Source organism: Clostridiaceae bacterium (assembly GCA_012840395.1).
GTDB lineage: Bacteria > Bacillota > Clostridia > Acetivibrionales > DULL01 > DULL01.
In genome coordinates this window covers 1-24059 of the sequence record DULL01000093.1, presented here as the reverse complement: position 1 = coordinate 24059, position 24059 = coordinate 1, and the positions used below count along the sequence as shown (strand labels likewise).

The 24059-nt window shown below is 36.3% G+C and carries 15 protein-coding genes and 2 tRNA genes; 9 read left to right on the top strand and 8 right to left on the bottom strand.

Going from position 1 to position 24059, the window contains the following annotated elements; all coding sequences use genetic code 11:
• Nucleotides 1-20: 20 nt before the first annotated feature.
• From GXX20_10505 to GXX20_10480, 6 genes are all read right to left on the bottom strand, one after another.
• Nucleotides 21-108, bottom strand: a tRNA-Ser gene (locus GXX20_10505).
• Nucleotides 109-567: 459 nt separating this feature from the next.
• Nucleotides 568-1626 carry an exo-alpha-sialidase gene (locus GXX20_10500; protein ID HHW32083.1) on the bottom strand — a complete coding sequence of 353 codons (1059 nt, stop codon included), beginning with the start codon at nt 1624-1626 and terminating at the stop codon, nt 568-570.
• A gap of 61 nt (nt 1627-1687) precedes the next feature.
• On the bottom strand, nt 1688-2170 hold the full coding sequence (locus GXX20_10495; GenBank protein ID HHW32082.1) for a nucleoside deaminase: 483 nt from the start codon (nt 2168-2170) through the stop codon (nt 1688-1690).
• 193 nt (nt 2171-2363) lie between these two features.
• Nucleotides 2364-3566 carry an aminopeptidase P family protein gene (locus GXX20_10490; GenBank protein HHW32081.1) on the bottom strand — a complete coding sequence of 401 codons (1203 nt, stop codon included), beginning with the start codon at nt 3564-3566 and terminating at the stop codon, nt 2364-2366.
• A gap of 202 nt (nt 3567-3768) precedes the next feature.
• Nucleotides 3769-4548, bottom strand: a complete 780-nt coding sequence (locus GXX20_10485) for a TSUP family transporter (protein ID HHW32080.1) — start codon at nt 4546-4548, stop codon at nt 3769-3771.
• 238 nt (nt 4549-4786) lie between these two features.
• Nucleotides 4787-4863, bottom strand: a tRNA-Arg gene (locus GXX20_10480).
• 218 nt (nt 4864-5081) lie between these two features.
• Between GXX20_10480 and pepF the strand changes: the two genes are divergently transcribed.
• Entirely contained in the window at nt 5082-6893 is a 1812-nt protein-coding gene (pepF, locus tag GXX20_10475) for an oligoendopeptidase F (protein HHW32079.1), read from the top strand.
• Nucleotides 6894-6961: 68 nt separating this feature from the next.
• The gene (locus GXX20_10470) at nt 6962-8077 is read left to right on the top strand and encodes an aminopeptidase (protein ID HHW32078.1); all 1116 of its coding nucleotides are present in this window, start codon (nt 6962-6964) and stop codon (nt 8075-8077) included.
• Between the two features lie 333 nt (nt 8078-8410).
• Here GXX20_10470 and GXX20_10465 read toward each other — a convergent pair whose 3' ends face one another.
• Both GXX20_10465 and GXX20_10460 read right to left on the bottom strand, forming a co-directional pair.
• A complete protein-coding gene (locus tag GXX20_10465; protein ID HHW32077.1) occupies nt 8411-8947 on the bottom strand; it encodes a prepilin peptidase in 537 nt (178 codons plus the stop codon).
• A complete protein-coding gene (locus GXX20_10460) occupies nt 8944-9747 on the bottom strand; it encodes a L,D-transpeptidase (protein ID HHW32076.1) in 804 nt (267 codons plus the stop codon). The genes GXX20_10465 and GXX20_10460 overlap by 4 nt, the downstream gene beginning before the upstream one ends.
• A 194-nt stretch (nt 9748-9941) precedes the next feature.
• Here GXX20_10460 and sleB point away from each other — a divergent pair, with 194 nt between their 5' ends.
• The 7 genes from sleB (at nt 9942) to GXX20_10425 (ending at nt 23829) form a co-directional block, all read left to right on the top strand.
• On the top strand, nt 9942-10649 hold the full coding sequence (gene sleB / locus GXX20_10455) for a spore cortex-lytic enzyme (protein HHW32075.1): 708 nt from the start codon (nt 9942-9944) through the stop codon (nt 10647-10649).
• A 71-nt stretch (nt 10650-10720) separates the two neighbouring features.
• A complete protein-coding gene (locus tag GXX20_10450) occupies nt 10721-15469 on the top strand; it encodes a fibronectin type III domain-containing protein (GenBank protein HHW32074.1) in 4749 nt (1582 codons plus the stop codon).
• Nucleotides 15470-15571: 102 nt separating this feature from the next.
• Nucleotides 15572-19291, top strand: coding sequence for a fibronectin type III domain-containing protein (locus GXX20_10445; GenBank protein ID HHW32073.1), 3720 nt, complete (start codon nt 15572-15574; stop codon nt 19289-19291).
• 208 nt (nt 19292-19499) lie between these two features.
• A complete protein-coding gene (locus GXX20_10440; GenBank protein HHW32072.1) occupies nt 19500-20255 on the top strand; it encodes a YwmB family TATA-box binding protein in 756 nt (251 codons plus the stop codon).
• Between the two features lie 28 nt (nt 20256-20283).
• Nucleotides 20284-21546 carry a UDP-N-acetylglucosamine 1-carboxyvinyltransferase gene (gene murA, locus GXX20_10435; GenBank protein ID HHW32071.1) on the top strand — a complete coding sequence of 421 codons (1263 nt, stop codon included), beginning with the start codon at nt 20284-20286 and terminating at the stop codon, nt 21544-21546.
• Nucleotides 21547-21649: 103 nt separating this feature from the next.
• Nucleotides 21650-22642: a stage II sporulation protein D gene (spoIID, locus tag GXX20_10430; protein ID HHW32070.1), complete on the top strand. Its 993-nt coding sequence runs from the start codon at nt 21650-21652 to the stop codon at nt 22640-22642.
• Nucleotides 22643-22860: 218 nt separating this feature from the next.
• On the top strand, nt 22861-23829 hold the full coding sequence (locus GXX20_10425; GenBank protein ID HHW32069.1) for a peptidoglycan DD-metalloendopeptidase family protein: 969 nt from the start codon (nt 22861-22863) through the stop codon (nt 23827-23829).
• Nucleotides 23830-24059: the final 230 nt, after the last annotated feature.

The following is a 24059-nucleotide window of genomic DNA, read 5'->3' as shown; positions in this document are numbered from 1 at the left end:
TAGTATTAACAGCTCCATGATGGCGGAGGGTTAGGGATTTGAACCCTAGATACCTTGCGGTACACTGGTTTTCGAGACCAGCTCCTTCAGCCTCTCGGACAACCCTCCAAGTTAAATTATTTAAATGACCCGGATAGAACTCGGATAGAACAGCTCAAAAATTTATATCTATTCGAACTCCAAGGTCAGTAGAAACTGCATAAAATCAAGGTTCTCAGCCACATAGCTTCCACATTGCCCAACACATTTCGAGACCAGCTCCTTCGACCACTCGGACAACCCTCCAGGTTATTTTATCTGATCATACCGATCGATCCCGGATATGATTGAACTCGGACAGAACAATGTTTAATTGCCAATCCTTCAGCTATCAGCGGTGAGTTTTAATTTCTACCGATACAAACGTTAAAAATGTGAATTGGCCTATAAAAACTAAACAGGCCAATAAAAACCAATCAACCTTACTGCAACATTTTAACACACAGCCGGGAAGCAAATCAACAGGTAAAATTCACAGTTTATGTGTACGTATTGTACATAAGAATGGTTAAGGGCTTTTTGTTTTTCTTAAGGTTGTTTATATCGTATCTCACCAAACTCATCAAGCTTCCAATGTATAACGCCCATATGATACCTATTATGGTAAGGTACTTTATTGCTATAATACGCTGTTACAATTGTTCCATCATCCAGTTGTACACTTGATGGGTATCCACCATCTGTAGCAATTTCAAAGTTCAGAAGAAATATTGGTTCACTCCAGTTTTCGCCGTTATCCCTGCTTATTCTTCCTCCAATACCATAAAAGCCTTTATTTCGTATCCCATAGGTCAATAAAATGCTCCCATCCTTTAATTTAAGGAAATGCCCCGGATGTTGGAAAGGCAAAGTAACTGGTCCTTTTCTAATCCATGACATGCCAGAATCCTTTGACTCATACAACTCAAGGTGTTGATCATCCAATGTACGTGCTGCTGCTAACAGATGGTTTTTATCGAGGCAAATTACTGCTGTCTCATTATTATTTATAGCCATCCCTCTATCATCCCTACCTATTACAACTGGATCTACCCATGTTTTGCCATCATCATAGCTCTTTACAAAATAACTGGTGAAATTTGGGAATCCCTTAACTCCTTTATCTGTCCAATCTCCCCATGTGTGAAAACATACACCTAGAACACCTTCGGAAATTTGTACAATATCACCATAGGGCATAAATCCCATTACACCTTCAGGTTTATCTATGCTACCACCTTGAATCCACGTTTTTCCTCCATCAAAGGAACAGCTGATAACAGAATCTAAAACTTTTCGATTAAATTCATGAGGTTGCTCATAGCCAAAGGGTGGTACTGGTCCCCATCCAGAACATATTGCGATCAATGCTCCATCTTTTGTAAGACCTGCTGCCACATTCATGCGATTAGTCCCAGATTCATGCGGAACAGGAACTCCCCTTTTTTCCCACAAATAGCCTCCATCGGTACTTACCCAGCATTGGACCTCACCCTCAAACCGTCCATGTGAAGGCCTGTTAAAACACAATGCCGCAATACTTCCATCTTTTAATAATGTTAAATTAGGCCATGCACAAACATTATCAATAGCTATATACCTTTCCATTTAATTTCCTCCATATAACTGTTGTTAGCGAAAGAGATACTTTTCTTATAATGAGTACAGTTTAGTTTTTTGTTCGTAGATTCTTAAAAAAATCTTTTAAAATAGCAGAACATTGCTCTTCCATAATGCCATAAACAATCTCTACTTTATGATTAAATAGATTTTCACCAAGAACATCAATTACTGAGCCTACCGCTCCTCCTTTAGGATCTTTTGCACCAATATATAATCTGTTGATTCTGGCCTGGATGAGCGCTCCGGCGCACATGGGACAGGGTTCTAAAGTCGTATATATATCACAATCATTAAGCCGCCATGAATTTAGCTTTTTACAAGCTTTTCTAATACAGGTCATTTCCGCATGGAGAGTTGCGTCATGCTTTATTTCCCTTTCATTATGAGCTCTTGAAATGATAATTCCATCTTTTACGATAACCGCTCCAATTGGAACTTCGCCTTTTTTATATGCCTTTATTGCTTCTTTGTATGCTTCATTCATAAAATAGAATTCATCTTTTATTGATCTTTTTCCTTGAGGTCCCATGTTCCAACCGTTCCTCTCAGCAATGGTACATGATATTTCTTTTATTATGCTATTCTCAACCTGCCTAAATCCAAATTTCCCCGATATATTCCACTTTATTAATCAGCCTGTGGAAAGTCCGGCTGTTGTTAATTTGATTGTTAAGTTAATAGTTTCCTATAGTTATGTTATTTATTTCATTTAATCCATCAGTTTAATCCACCAGGACCAAGCCAGGGCTGTTACCTGTAATATTCTGCCCTCCCTGAGGAGTAACAATAAAAGTATTTTCAATTCCAACCATTCCAATGCCTTCGATGGCTTTTTTAGGTTCAAGGGCAAAGGTCATATTCTCTTGCAAGGGTTCATTGAAGCCTAAAGCAATTACAGGAGTTTCATCTATAAGCAAGCCAATTCCGTGTCCAAGAAACCTGACACTGGATTTTCCATAGCCCATAAAATTATTTAAGAATTCCGGTTCAAGGCTATCCATAATATGCTGATATATTTCTGACGGAATATTGCCTGGTTTCAGCATGGACGCTATTTCATTCTGGATAGAAACACATCTGTTATGAGTTTCGATTGCAATATCAGGTAGAGGTTCCCTGAACATGTATATCATGGTCTTATCCGTATGGTATCCTTCATATCCGCATCCGATATCTATAAATACCAGATCACCTTTTTTGAGTTTTCGTTCACGGCTTCCCATAAATGGTACTGCAGGATTTAATCCCAGAATACCTCCAGGGCCGTTGAAATATGTAGGGTACATGGAGTTTTCGCCAAAGCATATATTTCCGATTATGGCTTCGGTATCGAACATCCCGAAACGGGCAATACCATGATGGCCTTCATTGATTAAAATAGAATACAGCCTGGTGGCCAGTTCGGCTTCACTGATGCCTTCTTCAAGAATTTCCGGTACGCATTTCTCCAATACCTTCTCATGGATTTTTCCTGATTTTTTCATTAACTCTAATTCATAGGAGCTTTTAACAGATCTTATATAAGCAATTTGCTTATCGAGAGACTTCACTTTATAAAAAGGAAAATACTTCTGCAACCTTTCATATAATGAAAGGGTTACCTTTTCAGTTTCCATATATACGGTACCGCTGGATAATCTTATGGGATCCACATCCCGGTAACTGTTCATGGGCTTTATTACAGGGTAAGGAGATTCATATAGAGCTCTTTCATAGCTTCTGCGCACCCAGAAAACTGCTTCGCTGTCACGAGGGATAAGCAGCATGCCATCCTGCATTGTACCTGTAAAATAATATAGATTGATTTTGCTGATAATGACAGCCAGTTCCCAATCAGGGGAAGTCTCATCCATTATTTTCCTGAAACTATTCAAACGTGCTTCTAATTCTGTTAAAGGTACTTTGTTTATTCTCACTTCTTGCATTATACATCTCCTACTAAAATGTAATCTAAAATTAAATAAAATATAATGTTGAATTAAGATTATAAATAACATTAAATCATAATTAATAATTGTAATGGCAAATTATATTATACATAAAAGTACAAACCAATAAAATAAAATGGACAAAGTAGAATAAAAAAAAGCAAAAAACAGAATAAAAAAATAATAAACAGAAAAAGACTTATGCAGCAGAAGCACTGACTAAATCGGAAATAACCCGGACAAGAAGTATCATCATTATCAATACGGTAATAGGTTTAATAACTTTGGCACCTTTTTTAATTGCCAATCCTGACCCAAGCCAGTTTCCAAGAATGCCGAACAAAGCTGCAGGAATTGCCAGAGGGAACAATACCTTACCACTTGCCCAAAAGGTAGCCAATGCTGAAATATTGGAAGCCAGGTTCACTATTTTTGCATTTCCCGAGGAGGTTTTAATATCAAAACCGATGACTCCGGTGTTTACCAGTATGAGAAACATTCCGGTTCCAGGACCGAAAAATCCGTCATATGCCCCTATCAGAAGGCCGGAAAGAGTTGACAAGACAATAATTTTAATGTTAGAAATACCAGAGGTATTATCTTTTTCTCCAAAATTCTTTTTTGTAAGAACAATAAACGCTATAAACGGCAGTAGAATTACAAGAAGGTATTTTAGGTAAATTTCATCTATGGCAAGAGCAAGATTTGCGCCGATAAAGGAACCTATAAGAGCACCTATTACAGAAAAAACAGCGGATTTAATATGTGTATTTTTGCTTTTTATAAATCTGAAAGTGGATACTGCTGTTCCAAATGTTGATGAAAATTTATTTGAGGCTATTGCATTATGCATTGGCAATCCGGCAAATAAATATGCCGGAAGAGATATTAACCCTCCACCCCCGCCAATTGAATCAATAAAGCCTGCCAGAAAAATCAGCAGGCACGTTGTTATAAGCATCTCTAATGTGACTTCCATATATATCTCCTGCAGTAAAGATCTTCTTCTCATTACTTTGTATCAAATTATATGCCAAATTATATCATATTCAAAAAATGCGGTGAAGGTAAAAATTAAAAGTGGGAGTTGTGAATTTTACCTTATGTTAAGACTTAATGTTAAGACTTATAAAATGCCTGATATAGCCAGGATGCAAAGCAATAAAAAAAGTAAGATGCTGTAATGATAAGAGAACTTATTATTACAGCATCATTATTGGTGTTCCCGGCGGGATTCGAACCCACGACCTACCGCTTAGGAGGCGGTCACTCTATCCTACTGAGCTACGGAAACATATCTTTATAAAATTTATAAAATAAAACTTATTGCTTTTGACGTGTAATAGTATACTAGAAAAATTGTTTATTATCAAGTGCTTTTTCCTGTTAAAAAATCGATGAAAATTGCTAATAATGGTATAATATTCATTAAAAAGAATTTTAAAAATTTAAATAATAAATATTAAATATTTTAAATTCAAAGTAAAAAGCATGTAGCAGGAGGTATTATTTGTGAATATAGCAAAAGCAAAAATAAAACCCAGACGGGAAGAAATTGATGACAAATATAAATGGAAGCTGGAAGACATGTACCAGAGCATGGATTTATGGGAAAAAGATTTTGAAAAAGTAAAATCATTATTGCCTAAAATTGATGAATACAGGGGAAGATTAAGTGAAAACGGTAATGTTTTGCTGGAAGCTCTTAAACTGTCTGATGAAATATCATGTATTAGTGAAAAGCTCTATGTATATGGCAGAATGAAAAGAGATGAGGATAATACAAATCCAAACTCTCAATCTATTGCTGACAGGGTTATGGGTTTATATACAAAGGTTAATGCCGCGCTTTCTTTTTTTGTACCTGAAATAATAAGAATACCTGAGGAGATACTTAAGGACTTTATCTTAAATGTGCCGGACCTTAAAGTATATGAATTTTATCTGAAAGAAATTATAAGACAGAAGAAACACGTGCTGTCAGAAAAAGAAGAGGAAATACTGGCATTGGCTTCAGAAATTGCTCAAGCACCCAAGGATATATTCACAATGCTGAACAATGCAGATATGAAATTTCCAATAATTAAAGATGAAAATAACGAAGACGTTGAATTAACAAACGGAAATTTTATCAAGTTTTTGAGAAGCAAGGACAGGAGAGTAAGGACGGAAGCATTTCATGCCCTTTACAGCTCTTACATTGACAAAAAGAATACCCTGGCGGCTACTCTTTCAGGCAGTGTTAAAAAAAGCAGGTTTTTTGCAACAGTAAGGAAATATGATTCTGCTATCCAGGCATCGCTTGACTCTGACAATATACCTCTCGATGTTTATGATAACCTGATTAAAACAGTAAATGATAATATGAGACTTCTTCACAGGTATTTAAGGCTCAGGAAAAAAGCATTAAAGCTGGATGAACTACACATGTATGACTTATATGTACCCATTGTAGACCAACCTGATAAAACAATACCCTATGAGGAGGCACTGGAAATTGTAAAAGAAGGTGTTAGTCCTTTAGGCAAGGAATATATAGAACTTCTTGATAATGCATTTAAATCAGGCTGGATAGATGTTTATGAAAATATAGGTAAGACAAGTGGGGCTTATTCATGGGGGGCATACGGAACACATCCTTATGTACTGCTTAATTATCAGGGAACACTAAATGATGTATTTACAATAGCCCATGAAATGGGACATGCTTTACATACCCATTACACAAATATAAGCCAGCCTTATATTAATTCCGGATATAAGATATTTGTAGCTGAAGTTGCTTCAACTGTAAACGAAAGCCTTTTAATGAAATATATGCTAAGAAAGGCTACTGATAAACAAGAAAAGGCATATCTGATGAATATGTATCTGGAAGAATTTCGTACTACATTATTCAGGCAGGTTATGTTCGCAGAATTTGAAAAAATAATCCATCAGAAAGCAAAGGATGAAGAGGCTCTTACGGCTGAGGAATTTAGCAATATATATAAAGGGTTGAATGAAAAGTACTATGGAGCAGAAGTTTTTATAGATTCAGAAATAAGTATGGAATGGTCCAGGATACCACATTTCTACAATAGCTTTTATGTTTATAAATATGCCACAGGACTGTCTGCAGCATCATCAATTTCAATGCAGATTCTTGAAGAGGGAGAACCAGCGGTAAGAAGATATATTGATTTCCTGAAAAGCGGTAACTCAGACTATCCTCTGGAAATACTTAAAAAAGCCGGAGTAGATTTATCGACTCCTAAGCCGATAGAAGATGCAATGAGGATGTTTGAGGGTATATTGTTTGAACTTGAGGAATTAATAGGTTAATATGAAATGAGTTAATACTGCTATAATATTTGAAAAGTATAGATTATTAAAACAACAGGAGGTAAAAGATGAAGGATCCACGTTATGAAACTTTAGCAAGGAATCTAATCAATTATTCTGTAAAGCTTAAACCAGGAGAAAAAATTCTCATTGAGGTTACAGGCAATGAAACAGCCCTTACCAAGGAGTTGATAAAAGAAGCTTATAAAGTGGGAGGAGTACCCTTTGTTTCAATTAAGAACAGTGAAATAAACAGAGTACTACTTACTGAGTCAACTGAAGAGCAAATTAAAGCCATGGCATCTTTTGAAATCAAGCGTATGAAAGAAATGCAGGCATATATAGGTATAAGGGCAGGGGATAATATCAATGAAATGGGGGCCGTGCCTCCCGAAAAGATGAAAATATATATGGAGCATTATTCAAAACCACTGCATGGCGACCTAAGAGTTACGAAGACCAAATGGTGTATACTTAGGTATCCCAATCATTCCATGGCTCAGTTGGCCGGAATGGCAACAGATGATTTTGAAGACTATTATTTTAAAGTATGCAATCTTGACTATTCAAAAATGTCAAAGGCTATGGATAATTTGATAAAATTTATTGAAAAGGCTGATAAGGTCAGGATTACAGGAAAGGATACCGATTTAACCTTTTCAATTAAGGGGATGAAGGGTATTAAATGTGATGGCGCTATGAATATACCTGATGGGGAAGTCTTTACTGCTCCTGTCAGAGACTCTGTAAATGGTTATATAACATATAATGTTCCTGCTGTTTATCAGGGCTTTACTTTTGAAAATATCAGACTTGAGTTTAAGAATGGAAAAATTGTAAAGGCAGCTGCCAATGATTCCGAGAGGATTAACAAAATATTTGATACTGATGAAGGTGCAAGATATATCGGGGAGTTTTCTTTCGGAGTAAATCCTTATATTGACAAGCCAATGAAGGATACGCTTTTTGATGAGAAAATAAAGGGAAGTATACATTTTACTCCCGGAAGTTCTTACGATGACTGCAATAACGGTAACAAGTCTGCTATACACTGGGATCTTGTATATATTCAAAGGCCTGAATATGGTGGGGGAGAAATATGGTTTGACGACATCCTTATTAGAAAAGACGGCCTTTTTATACCTGAAGAATTATTATGCCTTAATCCGGAAAACCTGGTATAGGAGACAGTTTAGTAAACCATGGCGGTGAAATTGGGAGCAGAAGAACCGTCCCCTTGCTCCTGGGGAGCAGAAGAACCGTCCCCCTGCTCCTGGGACGGTTCCTCTGCCCTTGAAAAAACAAAAAAAGGGGTTAGCCTTTCGGCTAACCATGTAAAGGGGGTCAAAATGTATTTTGTGAGGTCAATATTATTATTGACCCTATTTGACCCTTTTTATACATAGATTTTTAACTTTTTCAAAATTTTCTTTTTCTATGGGTTTTTTATGCCTTTAAGATAACCAGTACATAAACTTACTCATACTTTATTATACAAATATCTCATATGCCCAAACTTAGCACTTCAGGTTTAATGACCTTATAAGTATAAAGCACAGTATGGTGCCCAAAGAGACAGCATAGCTGAATTTGAATCTAAAATCATTATGTCCTTCTGAGAAATCCGGATATGATAGGATGCTGCCTGTTAAAACACAGCTTTTAAAATAATTTAATATGTATATCATCCGTTTCTTAAAGTTTTTTCTGGCAATCATAACAATTACAGCAATGATCCCTCCTGACAAGAAAGAAAAAATCATAATGTATACTACTAAACTAACTCCCACAATTGAGCCAATTGAGCAGAAAAGCTTAATATCCCCTGCACCAAGCATTTTTAAGCCGTAAAGAGGCATTAGCAACAGAGCAGGGAGAATAAGCCCTGAAAGGGAGTCATATAACCCTGGTAAACCTTTCAGATACAAATTTACAGCAAATCCCAGAACAATAAAAGATAGAGTAATACCATTTCTTATTTTGCCGGTTTTAATATCACTTATTAACGATAGGAGAACAAGAACTCCAACTGGTGCATATCTTATAAATATTATTCCTCACCCCATCTTATTTGAACACGGTCTCCAATTTTTAAGTAATCAAATATTTCTTCTATATCCTTATCGTACATACCTATACAACCAGCAGTCCAGTCCCGGGGAAAGCTATGTTTTGCACCTCCGTGTATTCCGATAGCGCTTCCTAAGGGAGTGTTTTGAGGGGGAGTTTCTTTTTTTTCTATAGCTTCTTTTATCCTATCATATACTTCTTTACTGATTAAGTTATTTTCAAGGCCTCTGTCCGCAGCCTCTATATTGGGATAACTAAGTTGCATCCACCGGGTTCCTAAATTTCCTTCCTTAACAGTTTTAGACTTTTCATAAACTACTTTTGAACATATGTAAAACTCACCCCGTGGTGTACGCAAATCCCCTTCCCTCTCCTTGTCTCCTTGAGATGTGTTACGGCCTGCCCCGATCCTGTAGCGCTTTAACACATTATCTTCATGCCTGAACAGAAGGCTTCTTGTCTGTAGATCGATATATAAATTGAATTCACTTCCCGGATCAATATTATTTTCTTTGAGTATGTCTGCAAGAGGTCTGTTTGGCACGTTTATTCTTACATGCCTGCCAAGAAGGGGTCTACTTTCCCTTAACTCTTCTGTCTGGCTGGCAGATAAATCTTCTTCCTGTAAAGAACCTGATCTTGATGCAAATGTGGCCTTGCTATCTGACAAATATGCCCTTTCGCAACCCGAAAACAAAACAGCCTGCATAATAAAAAGGAAAGTTAAAATAATAAAAAGTATGTAAGAAGACGAAAAAAACAATGTCTTTTTTAACCTCAACATCAGCCTGCCCCCCAAAGTAGCTAAAAGTTTAAGGAATATGAATAAAAAGTCTGCCAAAATAAACATATAAATCTAAATAATATATTAACATTTATATGAAATAATACAATATGAACAGCAGCAGGGGATATGGAATATTTCTCAATAAATTACAAACAATAAAATTAAAATACTTATTTTAAAGGAGAGATATTTTGAGACAGGAAAAATTACGACTAAGTATAATAGCAATATTTCTGACAGTAGTAATATGTGGAGTGCTTGTATACAGGGATCCGCTTACTTTTCTGTTGAGCCGTAGCAAAAGTACTCTTTCCAGTATAGGTTCAAGTGGACAAGAAGTTATAAATATACAGACGAGGTTAAAAAACTGGGGATATTATCACGGAGAGATTGATGGAATATATGGATATCAAACATACCAGGCTGTTAGATTATTTCAGCAGAAAAACGGGTTGACTGTAGACGGAATAGCAGGACCTGAGACTCTTGCCGCAATAGGGCTTCCTACCGGGGGAACAAGCCAGTATGCTTCTACTGCTGCTTCAAACAACAAGGACGTGGATCTATTGGCAAGATTAATACATGGAGAAGGCAGAGGTGAGCCTTATATCGGGCAGGTCGCAATTGGAGCGGTGGTACTAAACAGGACAAGAGACAGCAGATTCCCGAACACAATAGCCGGGGTTATTTATCAGCCAGGAGCTTTTGATGTAGTAACCGACGGTCAGATTAACCTTGCTCCGGACACCACTTCTATTAATGCTGCAAAAGATGCTTTAAACGGATGGGATCCTACCAACGGATGTATATATTACTGGAACCCAGCTACAGCAACAAGCCGGTGGATATGGTCAAGGCCAATTGTTACGCAAATAGGTAACCACGTTTTTGCACGATAAAAATCCCGCGGGTTATTCCTAAACTTCCCCCAGCTCTTTGACGATATATTGTATATACTGGGGGTTGTGGTATGAGGCAAATAAAAAGAGTAATAGCTATACTAACTTTGATTTTTTTCCTAACAGTGGCCTATTCAGGGACGCTTGTTCCTGTATGGGGAGCACCTAACCCTGTTAACATAACTGTTGATAGTTATAATCAGGGTGAACTGAAAATCCGTTGGAATTCGATTCCCGGAGCCCGTTCTGTAACTATTGAATATCACGAACCAGATGAAAATAATCAGGCAGTGTTAAACAGTTTTACCCTGGTTCAAAGCACTAATTCAGCAACCATTACCAATTTACGGAACAATTATATATATGATATTGCTGTTAAAGTATTTGATAATCCGTCAGGAAACGGAACACCAATAGGTCAGGGTATCTTGTACTTTATTCCGGATATAGATTTTTATTCTGAACAGGTTGAGCAAGCTTATACTCCATTACAAGGAGGAGGCAGGGAAATCGGCGATAAACCGCGCCTCAGGCTTAAATGGGCCATTCCCATGGTATATAACGGTTTAACCGGAAGCTTTACAGAGGCTCATGCTCCGGAAGCTCTTGCATATATGCAGAGTAGGATAAACAATGTCTATGGGACTAATACCCAGCTATCCACATTAAATTACAGAATAAACATTTCAACAGATTTCACTAAGTTAAACGCAGGCTCTGCACAGTCCTCCGTATTAGTCAATTATAGTGAAACGGGCTACAATGCCGTTCTGCCCGGAAAAGAAAATGATGCTGCCGAAGTAAAAAGAATTGCCCAAAACAATCAGGATTACCTTACTTTTGTCCTTTTAGGAAAGTCTTCACCGGAAGATACTATTACTGAGACTGGTCAGTATGAATTGCCTGACAATGATATACTTCCGGGTACGGTATATTACATGAACATAAAGCCAATTATTAAAGATGACCAGGGAACCCAGGTAGGAGGAATTGTTCTTGGTTCTCCGGAAGACCTTAATGGAAGCGGCCTGTCTGGGGAATTTGCATATACATATACCCCGATCAGATTCCAAATAACCAGGGACGATACCTACAACGCTTACATAAAGATTTTTAAAGTAAACCATGGAAGCCTTGACCTTCCAAGACTGTATTACCAGGTTCAGGTAAGTGACAGTCCTGTTACCCAGGGCGACTGGATAGTAAAAAAGACTCTGGATGATACATATTTTAGCGGTGATTTTGCGCTGACTGTTATATCAGATATAAATCCTTACAATGAATTGTTTTACAAAATAGTTGTAAAGACTGACAGCTCTGATGACAGACTTGAATCATTACCTATGCCTTATACCCTATACGAAGATACAGGTAAACCACCCGCACCAGCAAATATACTTGTAGAAAAAGTAGAACCTGCTGTTAAAACTCAAGATGGGAAAATACTTAAATCTTCTGATGTAACAATTTCCTGGAGCAAGCCTCTTAATTGGGAAGATATTAAAAACAATAATGATCCTGAGGAAGATATAGTATATCATATTCTGCTGAATACAGCACAAACTGAGTCTAACGTCCAACCTTATCCTCCTCTGGAAGCAGAAGGTGTAAACTATGGATATTTTCCCGTAAAATACAGACTCGTAAAGTATGTAAGCTCAAAAGAGCTTGTTGAAAAGGGAAACAGACTGGAATATACGATCAAAGGCTTTGAGCTTTTTAAGGGAAGCAGTTTCACAGGTAATTATGACTCTGATGGAAATCCGGAATTCCAGGAAGAACAGATAGCCAATACCGAAGGATATCCCAGTTTTCTCCTTCCGAATAAAGTTTATTATTTTCAGGTATATACTACCAAAGGAGTTAACAGGGGTACTACAGACAAGATCTATATGTCTGAAAAGTCTTTAACATGTAGTTTTACAACTGTGACTGGTAAAAAAGGCGAAGTTCCGCTTGTAAAAAATCTGAAAGTTATTTCTAACACTGCGGATGTTGAACTGGATCCGGTTACCGGTGAACTAATAGATATTTCCAATTATACCGAGATTCAATTTGAAACGCCTGATATTATCTGGAGTAATTATACTTCATATTTAAGTGGAAATAAGGTTTATTATGATTTATATATGAGTACAAGACCAGAGATTGACTCATTCATTCTTATTGGTTCAACTGATGATTTTTTGGATAACGGAGATGTAGAGTGGAAAAGTCTGTTACAGGACAGGGTTTTATCTGCCAAAGTCAGAAACTTTAGCAGCGATAGCAGGGCATATACAGCATTTGGTGACGGACTCAGGCCAAATACTACCTATTATTTCATAGTAAAAACAAGATTATGGTTAAACACTGAATCCTATGAATTGGAATCAGTTCCGAGCGTTCTTTTGACGGTTACTACAATAAAAGGACCTGTTAAAGAACCAGATGAACAGGGCAGAAGGCCTCTTGCACCAACAGACTTTGCAGTGGCGTATAATAATAACGGAGATCTGCTTGTATCTGGAACAAGTGTTACTTTTTGTTGGTCAAAGCTGGAGAACGATGTTATTTACAGATTGATATGTACATCTGAAAGAGTTCTGCCTGAAGATGATGAGGAGGAATTGCAAAGCGATCCTCTATACAGATATTTTAATCTTAATCCTCAGGAAGATATTGCTGAGGGATATTTTGAATATATAGATTCAGATAATGAATACAGGTTGACAATAAATGAAGGGCTATATCCCAACAGAATATATTATTTTAGCCTGAAAGCCATAAAGGTCTCTGATGGAAGTGAAAGTTATTGGGTGTCAATCCCTGTAACTACAACATTAATAGACTCTCCTGTATCCATTGAGATAATTAATGACTATCAATTAGGATTTTTCTGGAAACATGACAATTCAGACTCAGGACTGGGAGATTTTACAGTATATATAAGAAGTTCAACGGACTATAGCTATAAACTTGTAGACAAAACCCAGTATTCTTTTGTAAAGGATGGAGAATATTATTACGGAAGGGTTGGGGGGCTTAAACCTAATACTTCCTATAGTGTAAAAGTAGTTAAAAGTCAAGGCGGCGCAACTGTCTATGAAAAGTCAGGACTTACCACGAGAGATGGATATCACCAGATAGATGTACGTTGGACAGGCCATATGGGATATGAATATGAGTTGGCTATTAAAAGTGAAAATCAGGATGAGTATGTGATATTACAAAATTCTGATCTTATGGAATTTACCAATGCAAATGGTGCTAGAAAACCCTATTATATTGAAGGAACAGGCAAAAGTACATCCTCAGGTTATTATAATTATTATGCAAGAATAAAAACTGCGCCAGTTACACTTCCTAATGGCGAAGTGAGGGCACTGCCGTTAAAATCCAATACAAAATACTATGTTAAGGTTAGGGCTGTAAAAGCAGATCCTTCCAACCTGGAAATAGTTGCCAAATCAAGGTATGCAGGTCCTGCAAGTACCAGAACAGAATATAGTCAGGATGATTATGAAGATGATTTAAAAGAGGATGAATATAAGGACTTATTACTAAAGAGGGTTAAAGAAATAGAGAAAAAATACTATTGGAAATTTGCCGAAACTAATAACATCGAAAAATCATTATTGTTAAAAGAAGATAGAGTAGTTAGCACAATACAGAATACTTCAGACCTTACATTTGATATCGACGCTTTATATGAAAATACATACAGCAATACAGTTGATAGTTCTGATTCCGGTATAGATGTAATTTACATCCCTCTGGGAGTACTGGAAGAAATGAACCGAAGTAATAAGGGGATTAATATTAAAGTTTCAGGTTCTGAATATTTCTTAAAACCTGGTTTTATTGATATAAACGCCCAGAATGGTATAAAAAAGCTTTTGAATTCTGTTGGTGTAAAAGATATTTTGGTGAAAGTTATAATTACAAGGATAAACGGGCAAGTACGCGGGCTGCCGTATAATACCAGTCCATTATCAAAAATTAATACTTTAACTGTACATGCGATAGGTATTTCAAAAACTCAAAAAGAAATAAAGGAACTAGTAAATGACAGGCTTTATAATGAAAACACCGGTATCGTAAATCTAATGTTGAATTTTCTCCTTCAGTACGTAAGTGGATTAGGAACGGAAGCTGAAAAATTCGTTGATGGTATTATTAATTCTTTTGTGGATATCATAGAAGCTGAAATAGGCGCATACGTTGCAGCTACTCTGGATTTATTGAAACCCTATAACCGGTATCCCTATACTCAGTACCAGGAGATTTCGAATTTTGAGAAAAATATTTCAGTTAAACTTTATCATACAGAAAGAGCAGAAAATGTGGCTCCTTACAAATTACATACCGTAAATAAAAGAGATAGCTGGAATGAGCTTCCCCTGCTCTCAAAAACTTCTGGATACATTGTATTTGAAACCGCAGGTACAGGCAGTTTTATTGCAGCTCAAAAAAAGGATATGGGAAACAATGTATCTGAAAAAGTATCCCTGGAAAGGAAATGGGAGAATATAGGACTTGGGGAAGATATAAGCTTTGGCAATATATACGGGAAGGTAACAAGAGAGAAACTGGCGGCAATCTTAATAGATTTTTTCTGCAGGAGAACTGGAACTGATTTAAACAGGTTAAGGCCTGGTAAAAACATTTATATTTCAGATGAAGAAAATATTGGGAAAAAGTATTACAAATCTGTGTTAATGGCCATTGAATATGATATCTTAAAGTTAAAGAAAGGAAATATGTTTGAACCGAATACCACAGTGGATAATCTGGAACTTGATAAAGCTCTGGACAGGCTTCAGGAATTATTGGAGTAAAATATATACTTTAAGAAATTATACAATGCTAAAGGAAAATATAGATGCAGATTTTATTTTCTTCATTGGCGGTGCACAATTAGCTTATTTAAGGTGATTCATATGATAAGTATTTTTAGAAGGATAATTCTTGGAAGGTTAAATAGAAAGACTATAAATGAAAAGATTGTGTCATTAATCTTATTATTGGTGTTGCAATTCATGCAATTTGCAGCGCTAAGTTCTGTTTACGCTGCAGTTATTCCCGTCCAGCCACCTCCGGAGAAAGTAAGAATCGAACCAATATATAATGATGAATCAAACAGGCAGCCTCCGATTGGATACAATGAATATGATGGCTACTATGTTGATATTCAGTGGGATTCACTTAAGACTCCTTCAATAGCAGATAACGGCTATGTTAATTTGTATCTTAAAGAAGCCTCAAAGCAATACCAGCTTCCCAGGCCTGATGTGCTTAAAGAATCAGGTATCGAATCTACGCGAACCTGGGCAAGATTAAGAAACTTGAATTCAGGAACAATATATACTGGTTATGCCAGAGCTTACTATACATATGATGCTGGAAATACAACCGGTGTCAGTCCTGAGTCTGCCATGTCAAATCAGGTAAAATTTATGACGGATATTGAAATTGAAGCTCATCCTTATGGTATTAACCAGATTAAAATAATATGGGATGATGTTTGGGATTTTAATAAACGAATAGGGTATAAACTATATGTTTCTGAGCACAAAGATTTTTCAGGAACCCAGCCGGTATATATTACTAGTGAACAAATAGGAGAAAACGGACCTGTAAAAGTAAATGAGACGGAAGGAAAGCTTGAATACATTTACTCAATCAGGGATCCCGGAAGGGTTTACTATGTGAAGATAGTGCCTGATATCCAGGATGCTCAGTTAAAAAGATCCGATGAAAGCAAAGTAGTTGCAGTCAGCAGCTATATATTGGCAAAGACAACAAAAATGCATTCTACTGATGAAGGTACTATCTGGAAATTGGAATGGAGGCCTGTAGTAACAGGTTTGAACTCAAGTGATATAAACATTACATATTATATTTATAGGGGAGATATTGATTCAGGAGATATACCAAGACATATAGGAACGGTTAATGATACTAATTTCTTCGTTACCTTGTCCTCAGAAGAGAGTGGTGTATATTTTATTATTCGTGCACTGGTAACAAAAAACGGTGAAAATTATTATCCAGGTATCAATATAGAATCAGATATAATAATAATTAGAGATTCTGAAACACCATATAATCCTGCAGCTCCAGAATTTGTCGAAGAGTTTGTGGATAAAGAAGGTAATGTAATAGTTAATTATAATAACGAATTAAAACCGCGAAGTGCTGTAATTTTGTGGAGAACTCCCAAAAAAGCAGATGGAACAATTGATGATAATATTACCTATAATATCTGGCTGACTGATGATCCAAAATTAATTGAAAATCCTCCTGCTAATTCAAAAATTGAATCGGGATTAAAGGTTGCTTCTGACAGTTATGTAATTGATGGAAAGGAAACTGTAGGCTACAAATATAAAGTATCCGGTTTGATTCCTAATCAGGTATATTATTTGATAATGGAAGCTGAGAGAACTTTTGTGGATTATGTTGACGGAAAGCTTGAAATACTTACTATGACATCCAGCCCTTCAGTAAAAGTAATAGTTACACCTGCTGAGGGACCTGTGGACCAGCCTGTTGTACCGGGAAGACCTCCACTTTCAGTTAAGATGTCTCCTGACGGAAAATATATGATTACTGCAAACACTGCAGTTATACAGATAAAAAATAAATGGTATGAGAAATATGTTTCCGGCAGGTGGGAATACATTAGCCAGGAAGAATACAGAGATTCAGATAAAGGGATTAATTACAGGATAGTGGAATATGACCAGGGTGTTACTATTAATGTGGGTATTATTGAATATGATGAAGGAATGTCCCTTGAAGATTTGGAAAGAACACCTGCTAATGCTATAATCGGGCATTCTGTAATTGCAAATGATCCTGATGAAAATCCTTTACTTAACATTGACGGAAAAAAACATAATGTGGATATAAAATTAACAGGTCTAAAGCCAAATACCACTTATATTGTATGGGTGAGAGCTGTAAGATTGGAGGCAGGTCTTATATCCGGACCTTCTGACCCTATATTGTTAACAACCGGCTATGAATACCAAACTGTGCTGGAGAAACCGACAGTTCCGGTTATCAGCTACAGCCGGGCCGGCATGACATATGTAGATCTTGTATGGGATTTCAGGCTTAATTCAAATTATAAGTACTACATCAAGTATGGTATTACCGAAGATATTAACTCTGCAACGGGCAGCGCAACTGTGGAAAGCCGGCAATTATTACGGGATAACTTAAGTTATTTCAGGATTGAGAATTTAAAGCCGAATACGGTTTATTACTTTTGGATTCAGGCGGAATCCTTTGATGAGGATGGAAATTCAGAAAAATCCTATTGGAGTGATTCATATATTGCAAGAACACTGCCCTATACTCCACCTGATCCGCCAAAAGGATTTGGAATAAAGAATTCAAATGATGCCATAACTAAAAACAGTATTACCTTTGAGTGGATTATGGTTCAAAACCTTGAATATATACTTGAAATTAGCCGGGATAGTTTCTTTAGAGATAGTGTCAGGTATTCAGCAGGCAAGGTTTCAGAATTCACAGTGGGAGGGCTTATTTCAAATCACAGGTACTATGCAAGATTGTATGCCTATGATCCGGAAAGCAAGCTTGAATCCAATCCAAGCAATGTTGTAACATTCAGAACTTTAAAAAGCCTGGACGATTATGATTCCAATGAGGATGTAGAAAGAGTCATTTCTGAAGATTTTATTAAAAAAGCTGCTGTTGCTAAAAATGGAATATGGTATGTTGAAGTGACAGGAATAAACTCTGACAGGCTGATAGAATATATGATGACGGACAATGTGCTTGATTATGTAATAGATCTTGCTGAACCTCCTCAAGGTACCAGTACTGTCAACCTTAAAATATCTGAAAAGGTCTTTTATGCATTGGAATCTCTGAAAGAAAGCATAATAATTAAAGCTGAAAATAGAAAATATGAATTTCGTCCGGGAGTTTTAAAACTTGAAAAAATACGGACAGATAATGTTTATGAGATAATTGTCGGTCTGAAAGATACGGTATATGCTGAAAAAGATGTGGCTTTTATTGCCGGAGTAAATGAATTTGGAATAAACCTTTACAATGGAGGAAATCCAATTCCTGTTCAGGAATTAAATAAACCGTTAAGAATCATATATAAATATAATGATCCTTATTGGTTTAAAGAAGGTGCTACCTGGGGATATGTATATGGGAGTTCCGAATTAAAACCGGTAAAAGAAGCTGTAACAGCAGAATATGATTATTCTGTAGGCAAAGGAGTATTAAGTTTTGAAACCCTTAAGGTAGGCAGCACTGCAGTTGCAGTAGAAATCGGCAGTAAGTCAGGCTATACTGTTAATTCTGAAGATAGTAATGATTCTTATATTACCATTGACGAAGCAGTGAAATTATTGTTGGACATAATAGGGTATAAATATACCGACAGATATTTAGTTGAAGCTTCAAGGGCAGGAATTATAAATTATAATGACGTTTATTCTTCCCAGGAACTCTGCACAAAGAAAAAAGCAATTGATATGGTTTCTAGAGTGTACAGGTTAAAAACGAAAGGAGAAGACTTGGATCTAATTGAATATCAGGAATATTTACAGAATAACAGCCCAATAACCTTTAGCGAAATCAATTCTTTACTAGAAATTTTTAAGTAAAATTAAGATGGTGGGATGTTCCACCCACCATCATTTTCTTTCAACGGCAAAATATAGAAATAACAACGTCTCTCTGTCACTTCGTCAAAAAGGTAAATTTGCCTTATCTTCTCATATCTGAAACCTAATACCGCCTAATATTACATGTATATCCTTATATTAAAGAGGTAATAATTTTATTGAACCAAAGATAAAAGGGGGATATATATTGAAAAAATTTTTTTTAATTATATTAATTATATTAACAGTATCAGTTTTATCTTATACATTTGTCAATCAAATCAGAATATATTCAGTAGAGAACACCCTTGTCAAAACTTTTACCGAATCTGGTGCACAACTTGTTAACTGGGAAATATATTTTAGAGGTAAGATAATCAGCGACCAGTACAATAGTGTTGAGGAATTAGAATATTTAGCAGAAAAGTTATCAAATGAAATTGGAATGGCCAATAAAAATTTTTCTTATAATAAAAACTTGTCCAGCAATCTTATTCATATTTTGGATATAGAGGGCTATATCAATGATTGCCGGACTACAGTAAGTATAAATTTGGAAAAAACTCAGGATAATCCTGTTGAAAGACATATATCCATCAGTATTGTCAACAATGGAGAACATTTAAATATTGAAGAAATAACTAAAACAGTGCAGGCAGTTTTAAAAAAATATGAAATTGAGTATAAAGTAAATATTTGTATAACAGGGTCATTTGAAGGAAAACTCAGCAATAGCGAATTAGCAGAAATTTGCGATAGCATATTGTCAAGAGCTAATGCAAGAAAAGTGGAAGAAATGGAAACTTCAAATATGATAAGCATATCGGCTTATTCTCCGAATATAGGTTATTCCATTGAAGCGGCTGGAAAAAAAGTTAATATTAATCTGGCAGTAAGATACAATTCCTATGAGAACAGAACATACATATGGCTGGCATCGCCTGTAATTGAGATAGAGTACTGAAATAACGCTAAGGAAGGCAGGAAAATCTATGTCCAGATTAGTAATAAGAGAAGGACCACCTCTTAGGGGTAAAGTTCGAGTAAGTGGAGCTAAAAATTCTGTATTGCCTATTATGGCAGCATCAATATTGTCAAGCGAACAATGTACGATTGGTGATATACCCTATCTGATGGATGTTAAAATAATGTGTGCTCTGTTAAGATCGTTGGGTATGAATGTAAACCTTAAAAAGAAAGAAAATATTCTCATAATCAGGGCTGGAGAAATAACAAATACCACAGCTCCCTACGAACTTGTCAGTAAAATGAGGGCTTCTTTCCTTATTATGGGCCCCCTTCTGGCTAAAACAGGAAAAGCAAAGGTGCCGCTCCCCGGGGGATGCGCCATAGGTACAAGACCTGTTGATCTGCATTTAAAGGGATTTGCAGCTCTTGGAGCAGAAATTGTACAAGGACATGGATATGTGGAAGCAACGGCAAAAAACGGTTTAAAAGGAGAATATATTTACCTTGATTTTCCAAGTGTAGGAGCTACAGAGAATATAATGATGGCTGCAGTACTTGCTGATGGACAAACAATTATAGAGAATGCGGCTTCAGAGCCTGAGATAGTTGATCTTGCCACATATCTTATATCAATGGGCGCAGATATAAAAGGTGCGGGGACAGATACAATAAGGATTAACGGAGTTAAAAATTTGGACAAGAAGGTACACCATGTTGTTATACCAGACAGAATTGAAGCAGGGACGCTGATGGAAGCCTGTGCAATTACAGGAGGAGATGTTTTAATTGAAAATGTAGTCCCCGACCATTTAAAGCCTATTACCGCAAAACTGAGAGAAGCTGGAGTTGAGATTTCCGAAGAACTTACCAGTATCAGAGTTAAAGCTGGAGATAGATTAAAGGCAATAGATATAAAAACCCATCCTTACCCGGGATTTCCTACAGATATGCAAGCGCAGACTACCGCATTAATGAGCAAGGCCCAGGGGACCAGCATGGTGGTTGAAACAGTGTTTGAGAACAGATTTATGTATGTTGGTGAACTTAATCGAATGGGAGCAAATATTAAAATAGATGGCAGAAGTGCAATAATAGAAGGGGGAAACAAATTAATGGGAGCCAAAGTAAAAGCTACGGATTTAAGAGCGGGAGCAGCGCTGGTTCTTGCAGGCCTGGCTGCAGATGGTATAACAGAAATTTCCGATGTTGAGCATATAGACAGAGGATATGTGAAAATTGATGAAAAATTGAAAAGTCTGGGAGCCAATATAGAAAGACTAGATTAAAATAGATTAAAAATAGATTAAAGAACATATTAAGGTATATGTCTTAATCATAAGCAGAATTTCCCTGAATATTATTTATATAAAAAAAGTATTTGGGGAGTCAATGAAAAAGTTAGTATATTATACTCTGTTTATGATTTTAATAATTATAATCTTGCCTTTATTTATTGTTAGGAGCTGCAGTATTGAAGAAGATCAACATCCTCCTGAAAAAGAAAAGGATGATAAAATAAAGATTCTGGTTTATTTATATAAGCAAGATAAAATACAGGAGATGGATCTGGAGGAATATGTTAAGGGAGTAGTTGCGGCAGAAATGCCTGCAGATTTTGGTATTGAGGCCTTAAAAGCTCAGGCAGTTGCGGCAAGAACATATGCATTAGGCAGAATGCAAAAAATATATGTCCCTAAGGAAGATACTCATAAGGGAGCGGATATTTGTACTGATTTCAGCCATTGCCAGGCATGGATAAGCAAAGAAGAAGCAATGAAGGGTTGGGGAATAGCCCGGGGACCTTTCAATTGGAGAAAAATTGAAAAAGCAGTGTCTGAAACAGAGAATATAATTATTACCTATGAAGATAAGATAATTAATCCCGTATATCACTCAAATAGCGGAGGAAGAACTGAAAATGCCAACGAAGTATGGGAGGGAAAGGAAGTTCCTTATTTAAAAAGTGTAATAAGCAGAGGAGAAGAATCAAGTCCTTCTTATAAAACCACTATACAGATTAGTTCAGAGGATTTTTGCAATACTCTTAAAAGCAAATATCCAGATATAGAATTGGACAGTGAAAATTTGTTGGACTCTATTAATGTGCTTGGCTATACCACTGGTGGAAGAGTAGATAAAATTAAACTAGGGAATGTTGAAATTAAAGGAACTGAATTCAGGCAATTGTTTTCATTGAAATCTGCCAATTTTAAAATAGAACAGGGGAATGAAGGAAATATAAAAATCACAACTTTAGGTAACGGTCATGGAGTGGGAATGAGCCAGTGGGGAGCAAATTATCTTTCAAAAAATGGTGGAAACTTTGAGGAAATAATAAAGTATTATTACACAGGTGTGGAATTGAAAAAAATAAATAATTAATCAGTTTATAAATAATTAACATTTGCTTAACAGTTGAATAAAAAAATTACAGCTGAAAATGGTTTAACTTATTACATAATTTGTTATTAATTTCTTATATATTAGAAATATACAGAAAAAATTAATAATATTTCCACAATTTTTCAATATTTTCTAGCCTCCTATGTATATTGTTGCCAAAGGCGGAAACAATATTATATGGAGGTGGATAATCTACTATGAAGAAATTTTTCCCGGAAAAGAAACTAACAAAAAAGAAGTTTATGGAATTCCTTGAGGAAAGAGGTTTTTATATTGTTTTAGTGCTTTGTATTTTGGTAATAGGAGCAACAGCATTATTTGTGACAAAATATAATATACCTTCATCCAACAAGGATTTCAACACGGAGAATATTATACCTGATGATATTTATGATGAATTTGCAATGGAGGATGAAGAGAATTATTTACAAGAGGGATCTATTGATGTACCTGCAACTACTTCTGAAGAGGATGAGGCCAGTAAAGTAGTAGATGGTAAGGAGAATGCAGCAGAGAGTACAGAAAATACTGCTTCTGAAGACGGAGACACGGAGGAAGCAAATGCAGCAAATAAAGAAGCAGGTCAGGAAGCCAAAGAAACAGTTGCTCAGGTTGAAAAAGTTGCTGAAGGTGCAACACCCAAATCTGATGGAACTAAATCTACAGAAGTGAGTAGTGATGCTTCTAAGGCACAGGCAAGTAAAGAAACTTCAGCAAATAATGAGTCTGCATCGGTTGAAGTTTCAAACCAGGCAAGCCAGGGATTCATATCACCGGTATTAGGGGAAATTATTGGCGTATTTGCCCAGGATAGGCTTATATACTCAAAAACATTAGATCAGTGGCGTGCCCATAGCGGAATTGATCTGGCTGCTGACAGAGGAACGCCAGTCAGGGCGGTTGCAAATGGTGTTGTTGTAGATGTGAAAAACGATCCCAGATGGGGGATAACTGTGGTTATTGAACATGATAATGGTCTCAGAACTGTGTACGCAAACCTGGCCAGCGATGAAATGGTTGTTCAGAATGAAAAGGTAGCACAAGGTGATATTATTGGATGCGTTGGCAATACAGCTGCCTTTGAATCTGCAGAGCAACCTCACTTACATTTCGAAGTATGGAAGGATGATAAACCTGTAAATCCTGAGGATTATATAAACAAATAGAGTTAAATTTATAGCGAGTTATATTGCCTGTTTTCTTTTAAAAACTTAGTATTAATAAAAGCCGGATATCCGGCTTTTATTAAGCTACTTTGCTATTTTGCTCGAGACCGTTTCAAGTTTTGTGTAAACTCAAAAATCTGAAATAAGATTTTGTTATAGTTACTTAAGGGCAGCGCCGATTTTCATGGTTTCTGCCCTTATCTTCATTATACAGTGAATATTGGGCATGT